The sequence below is a fragment of the Mesorhizobium sp. WSM4307 genome, assembly GCF_007003945.1.
In the GTDB taxonomy this organism is placed as follows: domain Bacteria; phylum Pseudomonadota; class Alphaproteobacteria; order Rhizobiales; family Rhizobiaceae; genus Mesorhizobium.
Genome location: NZ_VFTB01000008.1, coordinates 389685 through 415854, shown reverse-complemented (window position 1 = coordinate 415854; position 26170 = coordinate 389685). Strand labels below are relative to the sequence as shown.

19 protein-coding genes are annotated in these 26170 nt (G+C 64.6%); 9 read left to right on the top strand and 10 right to left on the bottom strand.

Going from position 1 to position 26170, the window contains the following annotated elements:
* Positions 1-133 precede the first annotated feature (133 nt).
* The 8 genes from FJV83_RS21700 to FJV83_RS21660 all read left to right on the top strand — a co-directional run bounded on the left by FJV83_RS21700 (position 134) and on the right by FJV83_RS21660 (position 11010).
* Positions 134-1450 (top strand): CmpA/NrtA family ABC transporter substrate-binding protein, encoded by a 1317-nt coding sequence (locus FJV83_RS21700; protein ID WP_095772749.1) that lies wholly within the window; start codon positions 134-136, stop codon positions 1448-1450.
* 53 nt (positions 1451-1503) lie between these two features.
* Positions 1504-2397: a nitrate ABC transporter permease gene (ntrB, locus tag FJV83_RS21695; RefSeq protein ID WP_095772701.1), complete on the top strand. Its 894-nt coding sequence runs from the start codon at positions 1504-1506 to the stop codon at positions 2395-2397.
* Positions 2398-2407: 10 nt separating this feature from the next.
* On the top strand, positions 2408-3205 hold the full coding sequence (locus tag FJV83_RS21690; protein WP_095772700.1) for an ABC transporter ATP-binding protein: 798 nt from the start codon (positions 2408-2410) through the stop codon (positions 3203-3205).
* Between the two features lie 395 nt (positions 3206-3600).
* Positions 3601-3792 (top strand): twin-arginine translocation signal domain-containing protein, encoded by a 192-nt coding sequence (locus FJV83_RS21685; protein ID WP_095772748.1) that lies wholly within the window; start codon positions 3601-3603, stop codon positions 3790-3792.
* Positions 3793-3908: 116 nt separating this feature from the next.
* Complete coding sequence (locus tag FJV83_RS21680) at positions 3909-5150, top strand: nitrate/nitrite transporter (RefSeq protein WP_179295813.1); 1242 nt, start codon at positions 3909-3911, stop codon at positions 5148-5150.
* A 10-nt stretch (positions 5151-5160) separates the two neighbouring features.
* Positions 5161-7611, top strand: coding sequence for a nitrite reductase large subunit NirB (gene nirB / locus FJV83_RS21675; RefSeq protein ID WP_142884453.1), 2451 nt, complete (start codon positions 5161-5163; stop codon positions 7609-7611).
* Between the two features lie 205 nt (positions 7612-7816).
* Entirely contained in the window at positions 7817-8146 is a 330-nt protein-coding gene (gene nirD / locus FJV83_RS21665; protein ID WP_095772697.1) for a nitrite reductase small subunit NirD, read from the top strand.
* Positions 8147-8148: 2 nt separating this feature from the next.
* Positions 8149-11010 (top strand): nitrate reductase, encoded by a 2862-nt coding sequence (locus FJV83_RS21660; protein WP_142887460.1) that lies wholly within the window; start codon positions 8149-8151, stop codon positions 11008-11010.
* 68 nt (positions 11011-11078) lie between these two features.
* Here FJV83_RS21660 and FJV83_RS37570 read toward each other — a convergent pair whose 3' ends face one another.
* Positions 11079-11201 (bottom strand): hypothetical protein, encoded by a 123-nt coding sequence (locus tag FJV83_RS37570; protein ID WP_280951230.1) that lies wholly within the window; start codon positions 11199-11201, stop codon positions 11079-11081.
* A 185-nt stretch (positions 11202-11386) separates the two neighbouring features.
* Here FJV83_RS37570 and FJV83_RS21655 point away from each other — a divergent pair, with 185 nt between their 5' ends.
* Entirely contained in the window at positions 11387-12274 is an 888-nt protein-coding gene (locus FJV83_RS21655; RefSeq protein ID WP_246691902.1) for a hypothetical protein, read from the top strand.
* Between the two features lie 112 nt (positions 12275-12386).
* Here the strand turns inward: FJV83_RS21655 and FJV83_RS21650 are convergent, their stop codons facing one another.
* The 9 genes from FJV83_RS21650 to FJV83_RS21610 all read right to left on the bottom strand — a co-directional run bounded on the left by FJV83_RS21650 (position 12387) and on the right by FJV83_RS21610 (position 26105).
* Positions 12387-13901 (bottom strand): aldehyde dehydrogenase family protein, encoded by a 1515-nt coding sequence (locus FJV83_RS21650; protein ID WP_095772694.1) that lies wholly within the window; start codon positions 13899-13901, stop codon positions 12387-12389.
* Between the two features lie 187 nt (positions 13902-14088).
* Positions 14089-15363, bottom strand: a complete 1275-nt coding sequence (locus FJV83_RS21645) for an RNA polymerase sigma factor (protein WP_142884456.1) — start codon at positions 15361-15363, stop codon at positions 14089-14091.
* On the bottom strand, positions 15360-15734 hold the full coding sequence (locus tag FJV83_RS21640; protein WP_095772692.1) for a YciI family protein: 375 nt from the start codon (positions 15732-15734) through the stop codon (positions 15360-15362). The genes FJV83_RS21645 and FJV83_RS21640 overlap by 4 nt, the downstream gene beginning before the upstream one ends.
* A gap of 98 nt (positions 15735-15832) precedes the next feature.
* Positions 15833-16924 carry a DNA topoisomerase IB gene (locus FJV83_RS21635; protein ID WP_142884457.1) on the bottom strand — a complete coding sequence of 364 codons (1092 nt, stop codon included), beginning with the start codon at positions 16922-16924 and terminating at the stop codon, positions 15833-15835.
* A 106-nt stretch (positions 16925-17030) separates the two neighbouring features.
* Positions 17031-17969: a glycosyltransferase family A protein gene (locus tag FJV83_RS21630; RefSeq protein ID WP_142884458.1), complete on the bottom strand. Its 939-nt coding sequence runs from the start codon at positions 17967-17969 to the stop codon at positions 17031-17033.
* Between the two features lie 149 nt (positions 17970-18118).
* The gene (locus tag FJV83_RS21625; RefSeq protein WP_095772689.1) at positions 18119-19003 is read right to left on the bottom strand and encodes a transglutaminase family protein; all 885 of its coding nucleotides are present in this window, start codon (positions 19001-19003) and stop codon (positions 18119-18121) included.
* Positions 19004-19006: 3 nt separating this feature from the next.
* Positions 19007-21418: a circularly permuted type 2 ATP-grasp protein gene (locus FJV83_RS21620; RefSeq protein ID WP_142884459.1), complete on the bottom strand. Its 2412-nt coding sequence runs from the start codon at positions 21416-21418 to the stop codon at positions 19007-19009.
* Between the two features lie 6 nt (positions 21419-21424).
* A complete protein-coding gene (locus FJV83_RS21615; RefSeq protein WP_142884460.1) occupies positions 21425-24784 on the bottom strand; it encodes a transglutaminase family protein in 3360 nt (1119 codons plus the stop codon).
* A 124-nt stretch (positions 24785-24908) separates the two neighbouring features.
* Complete coding sequence (locus tag FJV83_RS21610; protein ID WP_142884461.1) at positions 24909-26105, bottom strand: acyl-CoA dehydrogenase; 1197 nt, start codon at positions 26103-26105, stop codon at positions 24909-24911.
* Between the last annotated feature and the right edge of the window lie 65 nt (positions 26106-26170).

The following is a 26170-nucleotide window of genomic DNA, read 5'->3' as shown; positions in this document are numbered from 1 at the left end:
GGCAAAGCTGCCGCTCAGGTCAACACGCGATCCCGGATGGACGGACGCGCGCGGCCTGGCCGGTGGCTTTTTTGTTTTGACCGAACACGCAATCGACGGCGCTGATCCGAGCAGTGCCCAACGGGAGATGACGATGACGAAACGCATCAAGACTGAAACCTCTCTTGAGGGCATGACCCGTCGCGGTTTTCTGATGGCAGGTGCTGCCACCGCGGCAACCCTGGCGGCCGCGCGTGCGCTGCTCCCCTCGGGCGCCTATGCCGCGACCGCCGCGCCGGAAGTCACCGGCGCCAAGCTCGGCTTCATCGCGCTGACCGATGCCGCGCCGCTGATGGTCGCCAAGGAGAAGGGTCTGTTCGCCAAATTCGGCATGCCCGATGTCGAGGTGCTGAAGCAGGCCTCCTGGGGTGCGACGCGCGACAATTTGATGCTTGGCGGTGCCGCCAACGGCATCGACGGCGCCCACATACTGACGCCGCTGCCTTACCTCATGCACACCGGCAAGGTGACGCAGAACAACCAGCCCATGCCGATGGCGATCGTGGCGCGGCTCAACTACGACTGCCAGGGCATCTCGGTCGCGCAGGAATATGCCGGCACCGGTGTCGGCCTCGACGCCTCAAAGTTGAAGGAGACCTTCGCCGCCAAGAAGGCCGCCGGCAAGGAAGTGAAGGCCGCCATGACCTTCCCGGGCGGCACGCATGACCTCTGGCTGCGCTATTGGCTGGCCGCCGGCGGCATCGATCCCGACAAGGACGTCTCGACCATCGTCGTGCCGCCGCCGCAAATGGTGGCCAACATGAAGGTCGGCAACATGGACGTCTTCTGCGTCGGCGAGCCGTGGAACGAGCAGCTCGTCCACCAGGGCGTCGGCTTCACCGCCGCCACCACGGGCGAATTGTGGAAAGGCCATCCGGAAAAGGCGCTCGGCCTGCGCGCCGAATTCATCGAGAAGAACCCGAACGCCACCAAGGCGATCCTGATGGCCGTCATGGAAGCCCAGCAATGGTGCGAGGCCAAGGAGAACAAGGACGAGATGGCCGCCATCATCGGCAAGCGGCAATGGATGAACGTGCCGGTCGCCGACATCATCGGCCGCCTCAAGGGCGACATCAACTATGGCAATGGCCGCGTCGCCAACGGTACCGATCTCTACATGAAGTTCTGGAAGGGCGGAGTTTCCTACCCCTTCAAGAGCCATGATTCGTGGTTCCTCGCCGAGAACATCCGCTGGGGCAAATTCGCACCGACCACCGACGTCAAGGCGTTGGTCGATCAGGTCAACCGCGAGGATCTCTGGCGCGAGGCGGCCAAGGACCTCGGCGTGGCGGCGGCCGACATTCCGGCCTCCTCGTCGCGTGGCGTCGAGACGTTCTTCGACGGCAAGGTCTTCGATCCGGCCAACCCGTCCGCCTATCTCGACAGCCTGAAGATCAAGGCATCGGCTTAGGCCCAACGGCACTCGCGCCGTTGTCGCCCAGCGCCCAGGAGTGTTTCCAAGACATGTCCATCCAAACCATCGAGGACACCAAGGTGAAGGCGTTTCCGGCAAAGCCCGCCGCCGAACTGGTTGCGTTCACAGCCAAGAGCCGACGCCGCATCGACCCGCTCGCCATTGCCGGCAAGGTCGCGACGGCGCTGGTGCCGCCTGCCGTCGTCATCGCCCTCCTGCTCGTCGTCTGGCAGGTCGCCTGCTCGTCACCGACCGCCAGCCTGCCGCCGCCGAGTCAGGTGTGGAACGAGGCCTATGACCTGATCGCGCATCCGTTCTTCGACAATGGCCCGCAGGATATCGGACTGGCCTGGCGGGTGCTGATCTCGCTGCAGCGCGTCGCCATCGGCTTCGGCCTGGCGGCGGTGGTCGGCGTGGCGCTCGGCGCGCTGGTCGGCCAGTCGATCTGGGCGATGCGCGGCCTCGATCCGGTGTTCCAGATCCTGCGCACCGTGCCGCCGCTGGCCTGGCTGCCGCTGTCGCTGGCGGCGTTCCGCGATTCCAGCCCGTCGGCGCTGTTCGTCATCTTCATCACGTCGATCTGGCCGATCATCATCAACACCGCCGTCGGCGTGCGCAACATCCCGCAGGACTACCGCAACGTCGCCCTTATCCTGCGGCTCAACCCGTTCGAGTTCTTCGTCAAGATCATGGTGCCGGCCGCAGCACCCTATATCTTCACCGGCTTGAGGATCGGCATCGGCCTGTCCTGGCTCGCCATCGTCGCCGCCGAAATGCTGACCGGCGGCGTCGGCATCGGCTTCTTCATCTGGGACGCATGGAATTCGTCGCGGCTGCCCGACATCATCGTCGCGCTCGCCTATATCGGCGTCACCGGCTTCTGCCTCGACCGCCTGGTCGCTGGCGTCGGTGCCTTCGTCACCCGCGGCACTACGGCAAAGTGAGGACAGCGCGATGACCGCCTATCTGAAACTCGACCATATCGACAAAACCTTCGCCCGCGGCGGCCAGGTCACCGAGGTGCTGAAAGACATCCGGCTGACCATCGACAAGGGCGAATTCGTCTCCATCATCGGCCATTCCGGCTGCGGCAAGTCGACCTTGCTCAACCTGATCGCCGGCCTGACCAAGGTGTCCGCCGGTGCCGTGCTGCTCGAGAACAAGGAAGTCGACAGCCCCGGCCCCGAGCGTGCCGTGGTATTCCAGAACCACTCGCTGCTGCCCTGGCTGACCGTCTACGAGAACATCAACCTGGCGGTGTCGAAAGTCTTTGGCCGCAGCAAAAGCAAGGCCGAGCGGCATGACTGGATCATGCGCAATCTCGACCTCGTGCAGATGGCGCACGCCAGGGACAAGCGCCCGGCGGAAATCTCGGGCGGCATGAAGCAGCGCGTCGGCATCGCCCGGGCGCTCGCCATGGAGCCGAAGATCCTGCTGCTCGACGAGCCGTTCGGCGCGCTCGATGCGCTGACGCGCGCCCATCTGCAGGATGCCGTGATGGACATTCATTCCAGGCTGGGCTCGACGACGATCATGATCACCCACGATGTCGACGAGGCGGTGCTGCTCTCCGACCGCATCGTCATGATGACCAATGGTCCGGCAGCGACCATCGGCGAGGTGCTTGCGGTGCCGCTGGCGCGCCCACGCCGGCGCGTCGAACTTTCTTCAGACCGGACCTTCCTGCGCTGCCGTGAGGCGGTGCTGAAATTCCTCTACGAACGCCACCGCTTCGTCGCAGCCGCCGAATAAGGCCATGACCGAAAAGCGCAATCATCGGCAATTGGCAATGTGCATCGGCAATAGGCAGCCTATCGCACTGCACAAATATTACGCTGCTGCGCAAGGCATTCTGACTAATCTTTGATCCGCTGCCGCGCTTGGTCAAAAGTCGTTCGGCTGCGGTTCACATTGATTTCATTCGATAATCCAGGGCGCTCTCGAATTGGCACGCTTCCTGCATTTCGGAATGTAGGTCCGCAAGGGCCAAGTGATACGGCGTCCAATGGCGGGCGCCACAGGCAAAGCTGCCGCTCAGGTCAATGCGCGATCCCGGATGGACGGACGCGCGAAGACCTGGCCGGCGGCTTTTTTGTTTTTGCGAGATCGACGGCGCCGGTCCAAGCGGCGCCCAAACGGAGACGACGATGACGAAACGGATCGGAACTGGCGCGTCCCTCGCGGACTTCACGCGGCGCGATTTTCTGGCCAGCAGCGCGCTGACGGCGGCACTGTTCACCGCCGCGCTCCTGCTGTTTCCGACAGGCGCCAAGATTCAAGGCAAGGACCTGACCGTCGCGAACTCGGTCTCGTTGCATCCATCGATGCCGCGCCGCTGATCATTCACCCACAAAATATCCGCGGTGCCTCCCACGCCGCAGACCGGAGCCAGACATTGACCGCAAATCTCCCAGCCCCGCCCAGCCAGGACAATGCCCCCCGGCAGGCGCTTGTGATGTCCACCATCGCCTTCACCGTATGCTTCGCGGTGTGGACGATCTTTTCAATCATCGGCGTGCGCATAAAGCAGGATCTCGGGCTGAACGAGACGCAGTTCGGCCTGCTCGTCGGCACGCCGATCCTCACCGGTTCGCTCGTGCGCATGGTGCTCGGCGTCTGGACCGACCGCTTTGGCGGACGGCTGGTCTACACTGCGACCATGCTTGCGGCGGCGGCGGCGACCTTCCTGCTGGCTTTCGCGCACACCTACGGGCAGATGCTGGTCGCTGCGCTTGGCGTCGGGCTCGCCGGCGGCTCCTTCGCCGTCGGCGTGTCCTATGTCTCGCGCTTCTTCCCCGCAGACAGGCAGGGCACGGCCCTCGGCATCTTCGGTGCCGGCAATGTCGGGGCCGCGGTCACCAAGTTCCTGGCGCCCTTCGTGCTTCTCTCCTGGGGCTGGCAGTCGGTGGCGCTGATCTGGGCCGCAGCGCTCGTCGTCATGGCCGCCATCTTCTGGTTTACCACCGGCGATGATCCCGTCATCCGCGAGCGCCGCGCCGGCAAGGCAACACCCACGAGAAGCTTCTGGCAGGAATTCGCGCCGCTCAAGAATGTGCAGGTCTGGCGCTTCGCCTTCTACTATTTCTTCGCCTTTGGCGCGTTCGTGGCGCTGTCGCTCTGGCTGCCGCGCTACCTGATCGGCGTCTACGGCTTCGGGCTTGCGACCGCCGGCATGATCGGTGCGGCCTATTCAATTCCCGCAAGCGTCTTCCGCGCCTATGGCGGCGTGCTTTCCGACCGGATCGGTGCCCGCACCGTGCTCTATTCGACGTTCGCCGTCAGTGCCGTCGCGACTCTCGTTCTGTCTCTCCCCTCGGCAGACTACGTCGTGCGCGGCATTAGCGGGCCGATCGCCTTCCATTTCGAGATCGGCCCGCTCGCCTTCATCGCCGTCGCCTGCGTGCTCGGCTTCTTCATGAGCCTCGGCAAGGCCGCGGTGTACAAGCACATCCCGGCCTACTATCCGCAGAATGTCGGCGCGGTCGGTGGTGTGGTGGGCATGATCGGCGGGCTCGGCGGCTTCATCCTGCCAATCGCCTTCGGCGCGCTCAACGACCTCACAGGCGTGTGGTCGAGCTGCTTCATGCTGCTGTTCGTCATCGTCGCCACCTGCCTTGCCTGGATGCATGTCTCCATCCGGCGCATGGAGCGCGCGGCATCCGCCGAAGTTTCACCCCTTTCCTACGCGGCTGAGTGAGAGAGCGGACATGACAGAAAAACTCGTCATCATCGGCAACGGCATGGCCCCCGGGCGCATGCTGGAGCACCTCCTCGAGCAGGCGCCGGGCCGTTACGCCGTCACCATCTTCAACGCCGAGCCCCGCGTCAATTATGACCGCATCATGCTGTCGCCGGTGCTGTCGGGCGAAAAGGATTATGAGGAGATCATCATCCATGGTGACGGCTGGTACATCAAGCATGGCATCACCCTCTACAAGGGTCACAAGATCGTTGCCATCGACCGGCAGGCGAAAACCGTCACCTCCGACCATGGCGTAACCGAGCCCTACGACAAGCTCGTCATCGCCACCGGCTCGGTGCCCTTCATCATTCCGGTGCCGGGCCACAACCTGCCCGGCGTGCTGACCTACCGCGATCTCGACGACGTGCGAGCCATGATGCTGGCCGCCCAGTCGCGGGCCAAGGCGGTCGTCATAGGCGGCGGGCTGCTCGGCTTGGAGGCGGCGGCGGGCCTCAACGCGCAAGGCATGGACGTCACCGTGCTGCATGTCATGCCGACGCTGATGGAGCGCCAGCTCGATCCGGCCGCCGGCTACCTGCTGCAGCGCGCGGTGGAACAACGCGGCATCAAGGTCATCACCAAGGCCAACACCCAGGCGATCACCGGCAACGGCAAGGTCGAGCGGGTCGAGCTCGCCGACGGCACCGTCATTCCGGCGACGCTGGTGGTGATGGCCGTCGGCATCAGGCCGAACGCGACGCTGGCCAAGGAGGCTGGCATCGCCGTCAACAGAGGCATCGTCGTCGATGCCGGCATGCGCAGCAACGACCCGGACATCTACGCGCTCGGCGAATGCGCCGAGGTCAACGGCATGGTCTATGGGCTGGTCGCGCCGCTCTACGAGATGGCGCGCGTCGCGGCCCACCAGCTTACCGGCGACGAGGCGGCCGCCTTCGTCCATTCGGACACGCCGACCAAGCTCAAGGTCACCGGCATCGAGCTGTTCTCGCTCGGCGACTTTGCCGAGGGCGAGGACCGCCAGGAGATCGTGCTGCGCGACGCCTCGGCCGGCGTCTACAAGCGGCTCGTTCTGAAGGACGACCGCATCATCGGCACCGTGCTCTATGGCGAGACGGCGGACGGTGCCTGGTTCAACGATCTCAAGAAGAAGCAGACCGACATATCGGAGATGCGCGATACCTTGATCTTCGGCCAGTCCTATCAGGGGGGTGCCCCGCTGGACCCTATGGCGGCCGTTGCAGCCTTGCCGGATGATGCGGAAATCTGCGGCTGCAACGGCGTCTGCAAGGGCAAGATCACAGGCGCTATCACGGCCAAGGGCCTGACCTCGCTCGACGATGTCAGGGCGCATACCAAGGCGTCCGCCTCCTGCGGTTCCTGCACCGGGCTGGTCGAGAAACTGATGGTGCTGACGCTCGGCGACACATACAACCCTGCGGCCGTGCAGCCCATGTGCTCCTGCACCACGCTCGGCCACGACGAGGTGCGCCGGCTGATCAAGGCAAAGCACCTCAAGACCATTCCCGCCGTCATGCAGGAACTGGAGTGGAAGACCTCCTGCGGCTGCGCCAAATGCCGGCCGGCGCTCAACTACTACCTCGTCTGCGACTGGCCGGACGACTACGCCGACGACTACCAGTCGCGCTTCATCAACGAGCGGGTGCATGCCAACATCCAGAAGGACGGCACCTATTCGGTGGTGCCGCGCATGTGGGGCGGCGTCACCAACGCCGCAGAACTGCGTGCCATCGCCGACGTCGTAGACAAGTTCGAGATCCCGATGGTCAAGGTCACCGGCGGCCAGCGCATCGACATGCTCGGCATTCGCAAGGAGGACCTGCCGGCGGTGTGGGCCGATCTCGGCCAGGCCGGCTTCGTCTCCGGCCACGCCTACGCCAAGGGCCTGCGCACGGTGAAGACCTGCGTCGGCTCCGACTGGTGCCGCTTCGGCACGCAGGATTCGACGGGGCTGGGCATCCGTATCGAGAAATTCATGTGGGGCTCGTGGACCCCGGCCAAGGTCAAGATGGCGGTGTCGGGCTGCCCGCGCAACTGCGCCGAGGCGACCTGCAAGGATGTCGGCGTCATCTGCGTCGATTCTGGCTACGAGATCCATTTCGCCGGGGCGGCAGGCCTCGACATCAAGGGCACCGAAGTGCTCGGCCTTGTGAAGACCGAGGACGAGGCGCTGGAGCATATCGTGGCGCTGACGCAGATGTATCGCGAGCAGGGCCGCTATCTCGAACGCATCTACAAATGGGCCAAGCGCATCGGCATCCCCGAGATCAAGCGCCAGATCATGGACGACGATGCCAAGCGCAAGGCCTATTACGACCGCTTCGTCTTCTCCCAGAAATTCGCCCAGCTCGACCCGTGGTCGGAACGCGTCTCCGGCAAGGACAAGCACGAGTTTCGGCCGATGGCTTCGGTCGGGTTTGCGCAGGCGGCGGAGTGATGGAGATGTTTGCGCGAAGCACCCCCCTCTGGCCTGCCGGCCATCTCCCCCTCAAGGGGGGAGATCGAATGTCGTTTCGGCTTTCGCCAATCTCCAACGTCGCAGGACGGTCGCCGTCATCGAGGCTGCCAATCTCCCCCCTTGAGGGGGAGATGTCCGGCAGGACAGAGGCCTTGGCGCAATCCTATCAAGCAAAGGCAGCCAAATGAACTGGATCGCCATCGGCACCATCTCCGACATCCCCCGCCGTGGTGCGCGCTGTGTCGCCACCCCGCAAGGCAAGGTCGCCGTCTTCCGCACCCAGGACGATCAGGTCTATGCCATCGACGACCATTGCCCGCACAAGGGCGGGCCGCTGAGCCAAGGCATCGTCCATGGCGCGGCGGTGACCTGCCCCCTGCACAATTGGGTGATCTCGCTGGAGACAGGCAAGGCGCTCGGCGCCGACGAGGGCGCGGTACGCACCATCCCGGTCAAGGTCGAGGGCGAGCGCCTGTTCCTGGCGCTGGAAGCGCTGGCCAGCCGCGCCGCCTGACCATGGAGATCGACGCAGCACGCGAGGTGAGGACCACTTGCCCCTATTGCGGGGTGGGCTGCGGCGTGCTGGCGAAAGTCGCCGCGGACGGGCAGGTGTCCGTCCGCGGCCACCCCGATCATCCCGCGAATTTCGGCCGGCTTTGCTCCAAGGGTTCCGCCCTGGCCGAGACTATCGGTCTCGACGGCAGGCTGCTTCATCCCGAAATCCACGGCCGCCGGACAGGCTGGAACGAGGCGCTCGACATCGTCGCTTCGACTTTCTCGCGGACCATTGCCGAGCACGGACCGGATGCGGTCGCCTTCTATGTCTCGGGGCAACTGCTGACCGAGGATTACTACCTCGCCAACAAGCTGATGAAGGGCTTCATCGGCTCGGCCAACATCGACACCAATTCGCGCCTGTGCATGGCCTCGTCCGTCGCCGGCCACCGCCGCGCCTTCGGCTCCGACACGGTGCCGGGAACCTATGAGGATCTGGAACGCGCCGACCTGATCGTGCTGGTCGGCTCCAACCTCGCCTGGTGTCATCCCGTGCTCTACCAGCGCATCGCGGCGGCCCGGGAAAAGCGGCCGGAGATGAAGATCGTGCTGGTCGATCCGCGCCGCACCATGACATCTGATATCGCCGACATGCATCTGGCGATCGCGCCCGATGGCGACGTCGCCCTGTTCACCGGCCTGCTCGCCTGGCTCGGCCAGCACAATGCGCTCGACCGCGCCTATATCACGGAGCATACGACCGGCTTCGGACAAGCTCTTTTTGCAGCATCGGCGCTCGATCTCACCAGTGTTGCCACCGCAACAGGCCTGAGCGAAGACGAGCTTGCCCGCTTCTACAGCCTGTTCGCAGCGACCGCGAAGACGGTGACCGTTTACAGCCAGGGTGTGAACCAGTCGTCGTCCGGCACCGACAAGGTCAACGCCATCATCAACTGCCATCTCGCCACCGGCCGCATTGGCAAACCGGGAACCGGGCCGTTCTCGGTGACCGGCCAACCCAACGCCATGGGCGGTCGCGAGGTCGGCGGCATGGCCAACATGCTCGCCGCCCATATGGAGATCGAAAATCTCGAACACCGCGATCGCGTCCAGCGCTTCTGGAACGCGCCCGATATCGCGCAAAAGCCCGGGCTGAAGGCCGTCGAGATGTTTCAAGCCGTGGCCGACGGCCGCATCAAGGCGTTGTGGATCATGGCCACCAACCCGGTCGATTCGATGCCGGACGCAGACGCCGTCGAAGCGGCAATCAAGGCTTGCCCGTTCGTTGTGGTTTCGGACGTGCTGGCCAGCACGGACACGGTGCATCATGCCCATGTCAGGCTGCCCGCCACCGCCTGGGGCGAAAAGGACGGCACCGTCACCAATTCGGAGCGCCGCATCTCGCGCCAGCGGTCGTTTCTGGCGGCGCCCGGCGAGGCGAGGCCCGACTGGTGGATCATCGCGGAGGTGGCGCGGCGGATGGGTCTTGCCGAGGCGTTCGGGCATGAGACGCCGGCGGAAATTTTTGGCGAGCATGCCGCCCTGTCTGGGTTTCAGAATGACGGTACGCGGGATTTCGATATTGGCGCTTATGCCAGTGTCGATGATGAGACCTATGCAGCGCTTGAGCCTTTCCAATGGCCAGCGCCGAGCCAAGGCACCCCCCTCTGGCCGGCCGGCCATCTCCCCCTCAAGGGGGGAAATCAGCTGTTTTATCGGCTTTCGCCAATCTCCAGCGTTGCAAGCGGAGACCCGGCGTCGGAGCTGCCGATCTCCCCCCTTGAGGGGGAGATGTCCGGCAGGACAGAGAGGGGCGATCAAGCTCGACATTCGCAACAAGCGAACAGCACGACGGAGCAGCAACCCGCGCGTTTCTTCGCCAACGGCCACTTCTACACACCCGACCGCAAAGCCCGCTTCATCGCCATCCGCGCCACCACGGAAACCCGCACCGCCGCCGACTTCCCGCTCATCCTCAACACCGGCCGCATCCGCGACCACTGGCACACCATGACGCGCACCGGCAAAAGCCCGCGTCTGTCCCAGCACATCGCCGAGCCCTTTGTCGAAATCCATCCCGTGGACGCGCAGCACCACGGCATCGGCGACGCCGACATCGTGCGGATCTCCAGCCCGCGTGGCGACGTACTGGTCCGCGCCTTGATCACGTCACGCCAGCGCCAAGGCAGCGTCTTCGCGCCGATGCACTGGACCGATCAGTTCGCGGCAAAAGGCCGGCTCGACGCATTGACCGCACCGCTCATCGATCCGGTTTCAGGTCAGCCGGCGTTGAAACATGTCGCGGCCCGTATCGAGAAATTTGCCGCAAAGGCCTTTGGTTTCGCCGTGATGCGCCGCCGTCCCGAGGCGATTGCTGCTGACTATTGGGCGGTCGCTCGTTGCAGGGGCGGATGGCGGGTCGAGCTTGCCTTTGCCGACGACGACGCGGACTGGACAGCGTTCGCCGGCTCGCTTTTCGAGGCTCCTTCGGCCGAAATGCTTGCCTATCACGACCGCGACGCCGGCCAGCACCGCATCGCTGCCTTCGACGGTGAGCACCTCACGGGTGCTTTGTTCGTCGCCCGGGGCCCGGTCGCGGTGTCGCGCGGCTGGGCGGCCGAACAGCTCGAAGAGGTCCACGCCAGCCAGCGCGAGCGCTTCAGGATCGTCGCCGGCCGCGCCGGTGCCGAACGGCCGGATGCCGGCGCCACCGTCTGTTCCTGCTTCAACGTCGGGGCCAACCAGATCGTGGCCGCGGTGGTGGCCGGCTGCACCACTGTCGAAGCCATCGGCGGCGCGCTGAAGGCCGGCACCAATTGCGGCTCCTGCCGGTCCGAGATCCGCGCCCTCATCCAGGCTGGCCGCGTTCAAGCGGCCGAGTGAGCCGCAATCCTGTATGATTTGAGCTGTCCGCGAGGCCACGCCAAACCTGACCAACTGTTAATTCGACTTCAGGCTTCGACCATATTGGTGGATGGGGTGATGCCGCCGTGGACCAGCAATTGGAAATGGTCACCTGCCCGCTCATCCAGGTGAATTTCAAGGAGGGCCAGGACGCACAGGTCGCCCTTCAAGGGGCAGCCGTTCGGCTGGCTATCGTTGCGAGAGGTTTTCCAAGCCATAGCAATCAGTTAGCGGACTGAACCTCGAACCCGCCACTCTCGATCCATGCCTCGGCTGGCCCTGTTGTCCGCAAATGGTACGTCTGGACACAAGTGTTGAAGGCTGAAAAATAGGGAACGCAACTTCGCTATCCGAGTTGATTCAAGAGATCGGGAGATCCGCGCTGAATCTGGAAGACATAGCCGCCCATCCGGCCTTGCACCGCTACGTACAGGAACAGTCGCAGTCCCTGATCCGAATCTATGAGGAAACCCCGCGACTGGCTTCCATCTTTGCCACGCAGCAACGTTGGCTGATGGCTCATGTCGGCCTTTCCATGCATTTCCGGCGGGACCCGAACGACCGCCGCAAGGAGTTGACCGTCTCGCGTTTCACCGAGGTCGTGCACAAGAACGCCGTGGCCAGCCGCAATACGGCGGATGCTTTCATCAAGGAGATGCTGCACTACAACATCGCCGAGTATGTGGCGGGTGGGGACGGCCGCACGCATCCCCTGCAACCGACGGCCGCCACCATCGAGAGGTTCACCGGCTGGGTGACCGCCCATCTGCGCACGCTTGACCATATCGATGGCGGCGACCGGCTGGGTAGATATCTGGAACGGCCCGACATGCTTGCCACGCTGCAGCCACTGATCGCTGACGGCCTGCTGGCCTCAAAGCCGGTGCGCGAACCCAACCAGACCTTTTCCCTTTTCATCTGGCTCAACAATGGCGGTATCGTCATGGACTGGCTGATGTCCGGCATCGATCCGGATCATGCCGGCCAGGAGCGGATTCCGACCAGCGTCGTTTCGATCGGCGATTTCGCCAAATGGCTCAAGCTGTCGCGGACCCATCTCGGCCGCAAACTGCGCACTGCCGAGGAACTCGGCAGCATTGGCTGGCTTGGCCAACGCGGCCATTCGGTGATGTGGGTGTCGCACGGGTTCTACGAGGAATACATGACCGTGCAGGCCGCCAAGCTGGCTGTCGTCGACAACGCCTTCAAGGCTTGTTTCCCGCCACCGCAAGGCGGTGACTGAGCAGCGCCCTGCACAGGGGCCGATTTTGGGGAACGCGTGAGGCGGATTGCCCTGTGTCGATTGACGCTCGCCGAGCATCACCGACACTGATCTTGGGCAGACCTCGGCGTTCTCAGTCGATGTCGAACGAAACACCCTGGGCAAGCGGCAGCGCCTTGGAATAGTTCACCGTGTTGGTGGCGCGCCGCATGTAGGCCTTCCACGCATCCGAGCCGCTCTCGCGGCCGCCGCCGGTCTCCTTTTCGCCGCCGAAGGCACCGCCGATCTCGGCGCCCGACGTGCCGATATTGACATTGGCGATGCCGCAGTCCGAACCGTCGACACCGAGGAAACGCTCCGATTCCTGCAGATCACGGGTGAAGATCGACGACGACAGGCCCGCACCCACCGCATTGTGTTCGTCGAGCACGGCGTCGAAATCCGAATATTTCATCACATAGAGGATCGGCGCGAAGGTCTCTTCTGTCACCGGCGACACCTGCTTCGGCATTTCGACCAGCGCCGGGTGCACGTAGTAGGCGTCCGGGTGGCCGTTCTCGACGCGCGCGCCGCCGGTCACCTTGCCGCCATGGGCGGTGGCTTCCTTCAGCGCCTTCTGCATGGCATCGAAAGCCGCCTTGTCGATCAGCGGCCCGACCAGCGAAGAGGTCTCCAGCGGATTGCCGACCGAGACGCTCTGATAGGCCTTCTTCAGGCGCGGCACCAAGGCATCGTAGACGCTCTCATGCACGAACAGGCGCCGCAGCGTCGTGCAGCGCTGGCCGGCCGTGCCCATGGCACCGAACGCGATGGCGCGCAGTGCCATGTCGAGATCGGCGGTGGGCGCCACGATGCCGGCATTGTTGCCGCCGAGTTCCAGCACGGCACGCGCAAAGCGCTTGGCCAGGCGCGGACCGACGTCGCGGCCCATGCGGGTCGAGCCGGTCGCCGAAACCAGCGGCACCTTGGGATGGTCGACCAGGATTTCGCCGACGGCGCGGTCGCCGATCAGCACCGGCGCCAGCCCCTGCGGCGCGTCGGCGCCGAAACGCTTGACCGCGCGCTTGAAGATCGCTTCGCAGGCAAGTGCGGTCAGCGGCGTCTTCTCCGATGGCTTCCACACCACCGCGTCACCGCAGACCAGTGCCAGTGCCGCATTCCACGACCACACCGCGACCGGGAAGTTGAAGGCGGAAATGACGCCGACGACGCCGAGCGGATGCCAGGTTTCCATCATGCGATGGCCCGGACGCTCGGTAGCGATGGTCAGACCGTACAATTGCCGGGACAGACCGACGGCGAAATCGCAGATGTCGATCATCTCCTGCACTTCGCCGAGCCCCTCGGATGGGATCTTGCCGACCTCGATCGACACCAGCCGGCCAAGTTCGGCCTTGTGCGCACGCAATTCCTCGCCGAGCAGCCTTACCAGTTCGCCGCGCTTCGGACCGGGCACCAGCCGCCAGGACTGGAACGCCTTGTGCGCGGCATCGATGGTCTTTGCCGCGTCGGCCGGCGAGATGGTCTTCAGCGCCGCGATCTGTTCGCCCGTCACCGGGCTACGCACGATGAGGTCGCCGCCGGCAAGCGCGTCCTTGGCTACACCCAGTTTCGCCAGAAGCTCGGCCGTTTCCTTCGCAATGGTCATTTTTGTCCCTTTCAGATCCCGTCGTCATCATCTGGCGTCGGATCAAAGCCTCGCGCCATTCGCCCGCGTGCCGAAAAGGCACTTCGGGCACAGTCATGGCGTGGCCTTACTCGTTTCAAGGGAAAATCGCCACCCCGGCATGGTCTAAGCCCGGGCGACACGATTGAGCCAGATGGGCAAACGCGGCTCAGTTGGCCCTTTTCGCCGGCGCGCGCACGGCGCCGTCTTTCATCAAACGGTCGATATGCATGCGGATATGGGCCGCTTCCGCCGCCGTGTTGGCCAGCGCGATGGCGCGGTCGAAGGCAACCCGCGCCTCCTCACCCCGGTCGAGTTGCATCAGCAGTCCGCCCTTGAGGCCGAAGAAGTGGAAATAGCCGGAAAGCCTTTCTTCCAGCGGCTCGATCATCGCGAGGGCGGCTTCCGGGCCGCGTATTTTCGAGACCGCCACCGCGCGGTTGAGCGTGATGACGGGCGACGGCTGCATCTGTTCGAGCAGGCCGTAGAGCAGGTCGATCTCCACCCAGTCGGTGTCCTCGGCCTTTTCTGCCCGGGCATGCAAAGCGGCGATTGCCGCCTGCACCTGATAGGGACCGGGCTTGCGATGGCGCAACGCCTTGTCGACCAGCGCCAGCCCCTCGTCGATCATCTTGCGGCTCCACAGGCCGCGATCCTGGTCCTCCAGCAGCACGATCTCGCCGTCTCCGTCGAAGCGGGCCGGCGCGCGCGCATGCTGCAGCAAAAGCAGCGCAGTCAGCCCCATGATCTCCGGCTCGGTCTGGAACAGCCGCAGCAACAGCCGGGCAAGCCGGATCGCCTCCTCGCACAGCGGCGCGCGGGCAGGCGCCTCGCCGCTGTTGGTCGAATAGCCTTCGTTGAAGATCAGGTAGACCATCGCCGCCACCGCGGCGAGGCGCTCGGAGCGCTCGACAGCGCCCGGCGTCTCGAACGGCACGCCGGCGTCGGCGATGCGCGCCTTGGCGCGGGTGATGCGCTGCTCCATGGCGCTCTCGCCGACCAGGAAGGCGCGAGCGATCTGCTTGACGGTCAGACCGGAGACGATGCGCAGCGCGACCGCGATCTGCTGCGTTGCCGGAAGGTCCGGATGGCAGCAGATGAAGAGCAGCCGCAATATGTCGTCGCGATAGTGCGCGCCGTCCAGCCGCTCGGCGATGTCGCTCTCGGCATCCTCCAGATCGGAGATCTGGTCCTCTTCCGGCATCGGCGCCTGCTTGGCGCGCTTGCGCACCGCGTCGATGCCGCTGTTGCGGCCGACGAAGATCAGCCACGCCGCCGGGTCGCGCGGCGGCCCATTCTGCGGCCAGTTCTTCAACGCCCTGAGACAGGCATCCTGGAAAGCTTCCTCCGCCGTATCGAGATCGCGGAAATAGCGCAGCAGCGCGCCCATTGCCTGCGGGCGGGCGGCGCTGATCGCGGAGCTGATCCAGGCAAGTTCGGTCATACGGCAACACCGGTGGGATTGAACACCGAGACCGGCCGGATCTCATAGGAGCCGCCGCTCGGGTTGACCTCGGAGAGCTCACGGGCGAATTCGACGGCCTCGTCGAGATCGGCGCAGTCGAGGGTGTAGAAACCTAGGAACTGCTCCTTGGTCTCGGCGAAGGGCCCGTCGATGACGACCGATTCGCCTTTCACTTTCCGCAGCGTCGTCGCCGCCGTCGTCGGCAAAAGCCGCGCCACCGGGCCAAGTCGGCCAGCCTTGGCGTACTTGTCCTGAACGTTGAGGAGATTGGCCATGACTTCGTCGTCCTGCGCCTTGCTCCAGGAGCTGACGACGTCTTCGGAGGCATAGCAGAGTATGGCGTAGAGCATGGCTGGTCCTTTTCTGTATCAAAGGACGAAACAGTATGACCGATCCCGACACGACGTCGACAAAAAAGACGGATTGAGCGACCGTCAATCGCCGCCAGTCAGCGTTGATGCGACTTCAACCATCTCAGCACGATCGCTTCCTCGTCATCGAGACCCTCGATCGGCCGCTTGCGCTTGTTGGCTTCCGCCATTTCTGCCAGCAGCCGTCCCTGCGACCAGGCCTCGAAAACCAGCGGATGAATATAGCATTTGCGGCAGACGGCGCGCGTGTTCCCCAGCCGCTCGGCCACCTTGTCGATGACGCTGTTCATCACCCGCTTTTGCTGGGCCTGGGTTTCGGGCAGCTCCGTCTGCGCAAACAGCGACGCGGCATGGATGGTGCCGCCCCAGGTGCGAAAATGCTTGGAGCTGAACGCATCGCCGGCGGCATCCCTGATGTAGCGGTTGACGTCGTCGGAGTGGATCGGGCGTCTGTTGCCTTCCTCGTCGAGATACTGGAACAGTTTCTGGCCCGGCAGGTCCTGCGCACCCCGCACGATGCCGGCGATACGGCGATCGACCAGCTTCAGTTTCCATTCCTTGCCGGACTTGCCCTCGAAGGCGAAGCGCAGCCTCGATCCCTTGATATCGACATGGCGGTCGCGCAACGTCGTCAGGCCGAAGCTCTTGTTGTCTCGCGCATAGGCGGCATTGCCGACGCGGATCATCGTGTTGTCGAGCAGCCAGACGACCGCGGCGACGACGCGCTCGAACGGCAGGCCGTGGCGGCGCAAATCGCTGTCTATCGTGCGCCTCAGGCTGGCCAAGCTTTCGGCGAAGGCAACGAGGCTCGAATATTTGGCACCGTCGCGTTCTTCGGCCCATTGCGGATGATAACGATACTGCTTGCGCCCCCGCTGGTCCCTGCCAGTCGCCTGGATGTGCCCGTCGGCATCAGGCGAGATCCAGACATCCGTCCAGGCCGGCGGGATGACGATCGCCTCGATACGCGCCCTGGCGGCATCGGAGACCGCTTTCCCGTCCGGCCCCTTGTAGGAAAATCCCTTGCCTGTCTTTAGCCGGCGTATACCGGGCTCGGCATCGCTGACATAGGTCAGTGCGGCGTGCTCGGCCGCGCTTTGCGCCCCGTTCTTCGGCGCGGCGTCGCTGTCGGTTGAACGGCAGGGCGGCAATCCGGATCTCTGCAGCATGCAAGCTCCACGCAAATATGCGTAGATAAGCTGCTGGCCGACAGCTGGTTCCGCGCCCCCGCGCGAAAGTCGGCTGGCCGCGTAAGCGAATGACGGAATCTTACGACTACAAGGCGCCCTGCAGGTTCACCCGCGGCGCCGACAGCCGCCGTCGCACCGCGAGCTTGAGCCTGTAGCGCAGGCAGCGCCAGGCTTCCGACCGCCGCTTTGGCGCGGCTGCGGCCACTGCCAGGAAGCGCGCGGCAATGTCCAGGTCGCCGCGCGCATAGTGGACGCGGGCGATCTTGAGGGCGACAAGCCCCTCCCTGGTCTTGAGCGCCGAGACCGGGATGCCGCAATCGGTGAGCGTGCGCAATTCCCGGCGCCACTCCAGGAAGCGCCGCACCGGGTTGATTGCAAAGCGGTCGTCGGAACGGGCCGGCGAAACCTCATAGACCATGACGGGTTGCGGCGTCATGGCCAGCGAAGCCTTGCTCATCAGCCGCGCCCAGAACAGCGTGTCCTCATCATAGGCAAGGCCCACCGGAAACCGTGTATCGCCGATCAGTTGCCGGGACGCCAGAACGCTGCCCACGGCGACGGAGCGTATGTCGCCTTTTACGTAGGCCGAAGCATTTGCCAGGCACGCAGCCTGATAGCCGTTCGGAATCTTGATCTGCCGATCCTGGCCGTTCACCCGCCGCCGGTAGGCGCCGACGATCATGCCGGCTTTCGGCTGGTTCTCCGCCTGCCGCAGCAGCGCGCGCAATCCGCCCTGAAGATGCAAATCGTCGGCGTCGATCAGATACACCCAGGGATGGAGCGCCTGGGCCAGCGCCACGTTGCGGGCGCCGCCGGCGTCGCGGCATTCGGCAGGCAGCACGCGCAGCGGCAAGGCCAATTGCGCCGCTGCCTGCCTTGCGACATCAGCCGTGTTGTCGGTCGATGCATCGTCGACCAGCAGGACCTCGCCGATGACGTCGGCCTCACTGCTAAGCGACGCCAGCGTTGTCGCGATCGTGGCCGCCGCATTGTAGGCCGGGATGACGACGCTGACCGCTTTCAATTAAAAGACCCCGCGCCCGCGCCCATTGGCAGCAAAAAATGGCTGTCCCTCGAAACAAATAGAGATTAGCGACCCCTTCGATGTTTGAGAAGTCGCTTCCTCCACCCACAATTGCAGTGGCGGAACGCTTCGCGCTTTTCAGCTCGCTCTCATACCTTCTCGAGCGCAGCCGGAATGACGTCGACGGCCTGCTCGCCGACCTGCCCGCCAGTGGTCTTCAGCACCCCGACGATCGGCGCGACGTCGGAATAGTCGCGGCCGTAGCCGACGGTGATATGATCGTTGCTGGCTCGCATGCCGTTGGTCGGGTCGAACTCCTGCCAGCCGGCGTCACGTCCGCACCAGACCTTGACCCAGGCATGCATGGCGTCGGCGCCTTCCAGCCGCGGCTTGCCCTTGGGCGGGATGGTGCGCAGGAAGCCGCTGACATAACCGGCCGGAATGCCGAGCCCGCGCAAGCCCGCGATCATGATGTGCGAAAAATCCTGGCAGACGCCGCGCTTCAGCCTGAAGGCATCGCTGGCCCGGGTCCGCACCGTGGTCGCCTCGCCGTCATAAGTGAAATCTCGATGGATGCGGTTGCACAGATCCATTGCCGTGCCGGCGGCCGAGGTGCCGATGCTGTCCTGCGCATAAGAGGTGATCGCCGCGTCGATACCGGAGTGAGCGCTTCCCGCCAGAAAATGGTGCGGCGAGTCAGACGCCAACGACCGCACCGCGGCCAGTTCCTGCCGCAGCCGCCCTATATCGGGCGACACGTCGAGCCCGGGCTCGGGCCGCGACACCGAAACGCGGGCGCTCATCCTGATGTCGAGCGCGTCATGGGCATCGCGAAAAGCAATCGAAGTGACGTTGTTGCCGAAGAAATCCGAGAAATCCGATCGTTCATTGGGCGCCGGGGCAAAGGACAGCGATGCGGCAATGACGCGCTGCACGCCCGATATCGTCGATGGCAGCACGCGGATCTGATGGCGACCGCCGCCCGCCGCGGCTGCATAGTCGTAATGGAGATGAAGCCTGATGTCGTAGAGCATGAACTAGCCGAAATAGGCTTTGGCGAGGCTGTTGTAGAGACCGCCGATTTCATAGGCGAGTTCGTCCAGCGCCTTTGCCGTCATATCCGAAGGCTCCTTGATGGCTATGGCCGTGTTGAGCTGCAGGATCTCCTTCGCCGTCGTCGACATGTGCCCCTCGCCGCCGACCGACGGCAACAGGCCGATCTCGGCCTTCAGCCTTTCCAACTGGAACAGGATCGAGCGAGGATTGAGCGGGTCGAGCGCCAGAAGATCGATCACCGTGCGCCGGCCGGCCTGCACCGGATATTGCCGGCGATGGGTCATGACGCTGTCGCCGATCTCCAGCATCATGTCGAGCGCGCCGTCCGGCGCCTTGGGGTCGGTCAGCCGGGACAGCGTCCGGGCAATCTGGATGCCGCGTTCCAGCCGCCGGCCGATCTCAAGGAACCGCCAGCCGGCGAAACGGTACATGTTCTCATGCAGCAGGCCGGAAAAACCGGCGAGCTTGCGCAGGATCACCGTCATGGCCCGCGTCGCGTCATCGCCCGGCGCCACCGTCGTCGCGAACTGGTGGATGGTCTTCGACAGGTCCTTGAGCGCCAGCCAGCCGTCGGGCGAGAAGCGGTCGCGGATCTGGCCCGCGCTGTAGACCGCGCTGTCGAGCGTGCCGATCAGCCCCGACGGGATCGCCGTCTCGACGTCGATGCCGAACGGTTCGAGATAGTCCCTGATGTCGGCCAGCAGCGGCATGTCCGGATCGGATGTCTCGGCCAGCCGCACATGGTAGGCGCGCAGGATGCGCACCGTGTCTTCCGAGCGCTCGATATAACGGCCGAGCCAGGTCAGGTTTTCCGCAGCGCGGCTCGGCAGGCTGCCCGGCCTGGTGCGGGTGAAGCTGTCACCCTCCTGCGGCAGCAGCGTCTCGCGCTCGACGGGCCTGTCGCTGACCACCCAGACGTCGGCCGCCTGGCCGCCGCGCTGCATGGCGATCGCCGTCGGGTCGAGCGACAGGCCGACACGGGCGAACCCGCCCGGCATCACCGTCCAGCCATCGGGCGTGCGCGCCAGGTAGACGCGCAGGCTCGCCGGCCGCGGCTCCAGCCAGCCGCCGACAAAGACCGGTGTCGTCGACAGCGTCACGGCTTCCTGGCCGACGAAGGCGCCGCCATCGCGTTCGATGCGCGCCACCAGCTCGGCCCGTTCGCCTGCCGACAGCGCCGAACCGAGCGTGGTCTGGCCATCATCCTCGAAGGCAAGTCTCGTCGACAGCGCCGGGCCGACCACCATGCGGTCGATATTGGCAAGCACATGGGCGCGTTCGGTCGCCTGCCCGCACCACCATGTCGCGACGCTCGGCAAGAGCAGCTCCTCGCCACGCAATTCGCGCCCGATCTTGGGCAGGAAGGCGAGCAGCGCCCGCGTTTCCATCAGGCCTGAACCCAGCGCATTGACTGTGGCTACCGCCCCCTGGCGGATCGCCTCGACCAGCCCCGGCGTGCCGATCTGCGAATCCGACCGCAATTCGAGCGGATCGGCAAAAGCCGCGTCGAGACGCCGCCACAACACGCTGATCGGCATCAGGCCGGAAACGGTGCGCACCATCAGCCTGCCGCCGGAAACGGTCAGGTCCTCGCCTTCGAGCAGCATGATGCCGAGATAGCGGGCGATATAGGCGTGTTCATAGTAGGTTTCGTTGAGTGGTCCCGGCGTCAAAATGGCGACGCGGCCATCGCTTTCCCTGGCCATGCCGATCAGCGCATCGCGGAAACGTCGAAAGAAGCCGGCGAGCCGATGCACATGCATCTCGCCATAGATATCGGACAGCGCGCGCGTCGTGGCGACGCGGTTCTCCAGGGCGAAGCCTGCGCCCGACGGCGCCTGCGTACGGTCGCCCAGCACCCACCACTGGCCGTCAGGCCCACGGCCAAGCTCGAAGGCACAGATATGCAGGTAATGGCCGCCGGCCGGCGTGGTACCCACGACAGGCCGCAAATATTCGGGGCTGGCCGCGATCAATCCCGCTGGCAGGATGCCTTTTTTGATCAGCAGGTTGCGCCCATAGATATCGGCGATGGTTTCCTCGAACAGTTCGGCCCGCTGCACGAGACCGGCGCTGATCGCGGCCCATTCGCTGTCTTCGATGAGCAGCGGTACATGCGCCAGCGGCCATTCGCGCTCATTGGCGCCGGCCTTGTCATACACGCGGTAGTAGACGCCGGCATCGCGCAGATACTGGTCGGCGCGGGCAAAACGCTGGCCGAGCTTCTCGGCGCCGAGATCGTCGAGCGCCTCGATGAAATGCTTCCAGACCGGACGGGGATTGCCTGCGGCGTCGACCATCTCGTCGACGACGCCGTCGATGGGCTGGTAGTGCTCCAGCAGGCTATGGATCTGCGGCTTGCCGCGTATCCTTTTGTGATTCCCCTTTGCCATCGCTGATCAGAGTCTTGCCGGTCGCCTGAGGTCAAGGGTCATCGGGAAATCTTCCGCCGGTTGTTCCTCGCGCAGCACATAGGCCGATGGTGTATGGCCGCGCGGTTCGAAGCGGGCGAGCCGCCGCGCCTCCGCCTCGTTGCCGTTGACCGGGAAGGTGTCGTAATTGCGGCCGCCGGGATGCGCGACATGGTAGACGCAGCCGCCGACCGCCCTTCCTGACCAGCGGTCATAGATGTCGAACACCAGCGGCGTGTTGACCGGCAGCGCCGGATGCAGGCCCGAAGCCGGCTGCCAGGCCTTGAAGCGCACGCCGGCCACCGCGACCTCGCGGTTATCGGTCACCTTCATCGGCACGATGCGGCCGTTGCAGACGATGGCATGGCGTTCCGGATTGAGGCCTTCGGTCTTGACCTGCAACCGCTCGACCGAGGAATCGACGAAGCGCACGGTGCCTCCGATCGCGCCCTGTTCGCCCATGACATGCCATGGCTCCAGCGCCTGCCGCAGCTCCAGCTTGATGCCGGCATGCTGAACCTCGCCGCAGAACGGGAAGCGGAATTCGAGCTGCGCATCGAACCATTCGGGACGGAACTCGAAGCCATTGAGCTTGAGGTCGTCCAGCACGTCGAGGAAATCCGCCCAGACATGATGCGGCAGCATGAAACGGTCGTGCAGGGAAGTGCCCCAGCGTACGAAGCGGCCGTCGAGCGGGTTCTTCCACGCACGGGCAATGATCGCCCTGACAAGCAGTTGCTGCGCCAGGCTCATGCGCGCATTGGGCGGCATCTCGAAGCCGCGGAATTCGACCAATCCCAGCCGCCCTGTCGGGCCATCCGGCGAAAACAGCTTGTCGATGCAGATTTCCGAGCGGTGCGTGTTGCCGGTGACGTCGGTCAACAGATTGCGGAACAGCCGGTCGACCAGCCACGGCAAGGGTGCCGCGCCCTGGTCCGGATGCGGTACCTGCGCCATGGCGATTTCGAGTTCGTAAAGCGAATCGTGACGCGCCTCGTCGAAGCGCGGCGCCTGGCTGGTCGGGCCGATGAACAGGCCGGAGAACAGATAGGACAGCGACGGATGCCGCTGCCATTGCAGCACCAGGCTCTTCAACAGATCGGGCCGGCGCAGGAACGGGCTGTCATTGGGCGTCGCACCGCCGACCACGACATGGTTGCCGCCGCCTGTGCCGGTGTGGCGGCCGTCAATCATGAACTTGTCGGCGCCAAGTCGCGTCAGCCGCGCTTCCTCATAGATCGCCGTGGTCGTCGCCACGCAGTCCTGCCAGTTGGAAGCCGGGTGGATGTTGACCTCGATGACGCCGGGGTCCGGCGCCACGCGGATGACGTTGAGGCGCGGGTCATGCGGCGGCCCGTAACCCTCTATATGCACGGGAAGACCGACGGCACGCGCCGCATTCTCGGCGGCGGCGACCAGTTCGAGATAATCCTCCAGCGCCTCGACCGGCGGCATGAACACGCACAGCCTTCCGTCGCGCGGTTCGACCGAAAGTGCGGTGCGCACCGCGCCGCCGATCTCGGTGATCTCCTGTTCGACCCGGTCCTGCTGACCGGTCGCTGCAGTGAACGACGCCGCCTGCTGGCGGCGCGCCATCTCGTCGGCGCCTTCAAGCTCGGCTGGCGTCGCGGTGGGTAGGATCGCTTCGCGGGCCGGCAAGGGACCGCGCGGCAGCGACGGATCGACCGGCACGATGTAGGGGAATTGTGCCGGCGGCACGTAGGGCAGCGTGCCCAAGGGCAAGCGGTAGCCGACCGGTGAATCGCCCGGCACCAGGAACAGCCGGCCGCGCCGCGTCTTCCATTTTTCCGAACGCCAACGCGGTCCCGAAGCATGGCTGTTCCAGCGCTGCACGGGCAACACATAGCCCGACGGTTTGGTCAGTCCGCGCTCGAACACTCGTGCCATGCGGCTGCGCTCTTCCGGATCCTCGAGCTTCGAATTGGACGGATCGACATTTTCGGGCAGCTTGCCTTCCTTGAGCAGCCATTCGGCCGGATCCTCATAGGCTTCGCTGACCATGGCCTTGTCGATGCCGAGCTCGCCGGCGATCGCCGTCAGCAGGCTTTCGGCCTGCTGCGGGCCAACCTTGGCTTCGCTTTTCTCCCGCGCGATCAGCGACGGATCGCTCCACACAGGCTGGCCGTCGGCACGCCAGTAGAGCGAGAAGGTCCAGCGCGGCAGGCTTTCGCCCGGATACCATTTGCCCTGGCCGTAGTGGAGGAAGCCGCCCGGTGCGAAGCGCTCGCGCAGCCTGCGGATCAGCGCATCGGCCTTTTCGCGCTTGGTCGGACCGACGGCGGCGGTGTTCCATTCGGCGGACTCGAAATCGTCGATCGACACGAAGGTCGGCTCGCCGCCCATCGTCAGCCGCACGTCGCCGGCCGCAAGTGTCGCATCGACCTTGTTGCCGAGCGCATCGAGCGCCTGCCAGCTTTCGTCGGAGAACGGCTTGGTGATGCGCGGATGCTCGGCGATGCGGTCGACCCGCATGTCGAAGCCGAACTCGACATTGGCAAAGCTCGCCATGCCGGAAATCGGCGCGGCATTGCGGAAATGCGGCGTGGCGGCAAGCGGCACATGGCTCTCGCCGGTGAGGAGACCCGAGGTCGGGTCGAAGCCGATCCAGCCGGCGCCGGGAAGATAGACCTCGCACCAGGCATGCAGATCGGTGAAATCGACCGATGTGCCGGCCGGCCCGTCCAGCGCGACGAGATCAGGCTTCAGCTGGATCAGATAGCCCGAGACGAAACGCGCGGCGATGCCGAGATTGCGCAGGATCTGCACCAAGAGCCAGCTCGAATCCCGGCACGAGCCCTTGCCGGCGGCCAGCGTCTCCTCCGGCGAGAACACGCCGGTCTCCATGCGCACGATATAGGCGATCTCGCGCTGCAGCCGGGCATTGAGGTCGACGAGGAAATTGACGGTGTTTTTCGCGCTGGTGTCGATGGTTCTCAGGAAGGCCGACAGCAGCGGTCCGGCCGGCTCAGGTGTCCGGTAGATGGCGAGATCGTCCCTGATCTCTTCTGGATATTCGAACGGGAATGTCTCGGCCGACGGCTCGACGAAGAAATCGAACGGATTGTAGACCGTCATGTCGGCGACGAGGTCGACCTCGATCTTCAGTTCCGTCACCGGCTCGGGAAAGACGAAGCGGGCAAGGAAGTTGCCGTAGGGATCCTGCTGCAAATTGACGAAATGGTTCGCCGGCTCGACCTTGAGCGAATGGCTCAACACCTTTGTCCGGGAATGCGGCGCCGGCTGCAGCCTGACGATCTGAGGCCCGAGAACCACCGGCCGGTCGTATTTGTAATGGGTCAGATGGTAGACGGCTGCCAGAATTGCCATGGGGCCCCGGAGATCGGCGTTTCAAACGAATTCGCCGAACCCTGACACATCTGCTGGCCATTCTCCAAGCACAGATGTTGCGGTGCACCTAATTTAAGCAGCCGAAGTCGGCTTAAGGCACGGCTTAGAAGAAAGCCTGGATCCCGGTCTGCGCCCGTCCCAGGATCAGCGCGTGCACGTCATGCGTGCCCTCATAGGTGTTTACCGTCTCCAAATTCTGCGCGTGGCGCATGACGTGGTAGCCGATCTGGATGCCGTTGCCGCCATGCATGTCGCGGGCCTGGCGGGCGATATCGAGCGCCTTGCCGCAGTTGTTGCGCTTGACGATCGAGATCATCTCCGGCGCCATCTTGCCTGCATCGAGCAGCCGCCCGACGCGCAAGGATGCCTGCAGCCCAAGCGCGATCTCGGTCTGCATGTCGGCGAGCTTCTTCTGGTAAAGCTGCGTGCCGGCCAGCGGCTTGCCGAACTGCTTGCGGTCGAGACCATACTGGCGTGCGCGGTGCCAGCAATCTTCCGCCGCACCCATCGAGCCCCAGGAGATGCCGTAGCGAGCCCGGTTGAGACAGCCGAACGGGCCGCCAAGGCCCTTGGCGTTGGGCAGCAGCGCGTCCTCGCCGACCTCGACGCCTTCCATCACCACTTCACCGGTGATCGACGCGCGCAGCGACAGCTTGCCGCCGATCTTAGGCGCCGACAGCCCCTTCATGCCCTTTTCCAGCACGAAGCCGCGGATCTCGTCCTTGCCGGTCTCGCCCTTCAGCTTGGCCCAGACGACGAAGACGTCTGCGATCGGTGCATTGGAGATCCACATTTTGGAACCGGAGAGCTTGTAGCCGTTCGCGGTCTTCTCGGCGCGCGTCTTCATGCCGCCCGGGTCTGAGCCGGCATCCGGCTCGGTCAGGCCGAAGCAGCCGATCCACTCACCGCTGGCAAGCTTGGGCAAGTACTTCTTGCGCTGCTCTTCCGAGCCATAGGCGTGGATCGGATACATCACCAGCGACGACTGCACCGACATCATCGAGCGATAGCCGGAATCGACGCGTTCGACTTCCCGCGCGACCAGCCCGTAGGTCACATAATTGGCGCCGAGGCCGCCATACTCTTCCGGGACGGTAATGCCGAGCAGCCCGGCCTCGCCCATCTCGCGAAAGATGCCGGCATCCGTCTTTTCATTGAGATAGGCATCCTCGATGCGCGGCGCGAGCTTGTCGGCGGCGAAGGCCGCCGCGCCGTCGCGCACCATGCGCTCTTCTTCCGAAAGCTGGTCCTCGATCAAGAACGGGTCTTCCCAGACGAATGCATTCTTGTCGGCGGCCATGGCTTGTCGATCCTCAAACGGGTGAAGCCCGGCTTATCGGCCCGTGGTCTTAAAAAATCAAACGA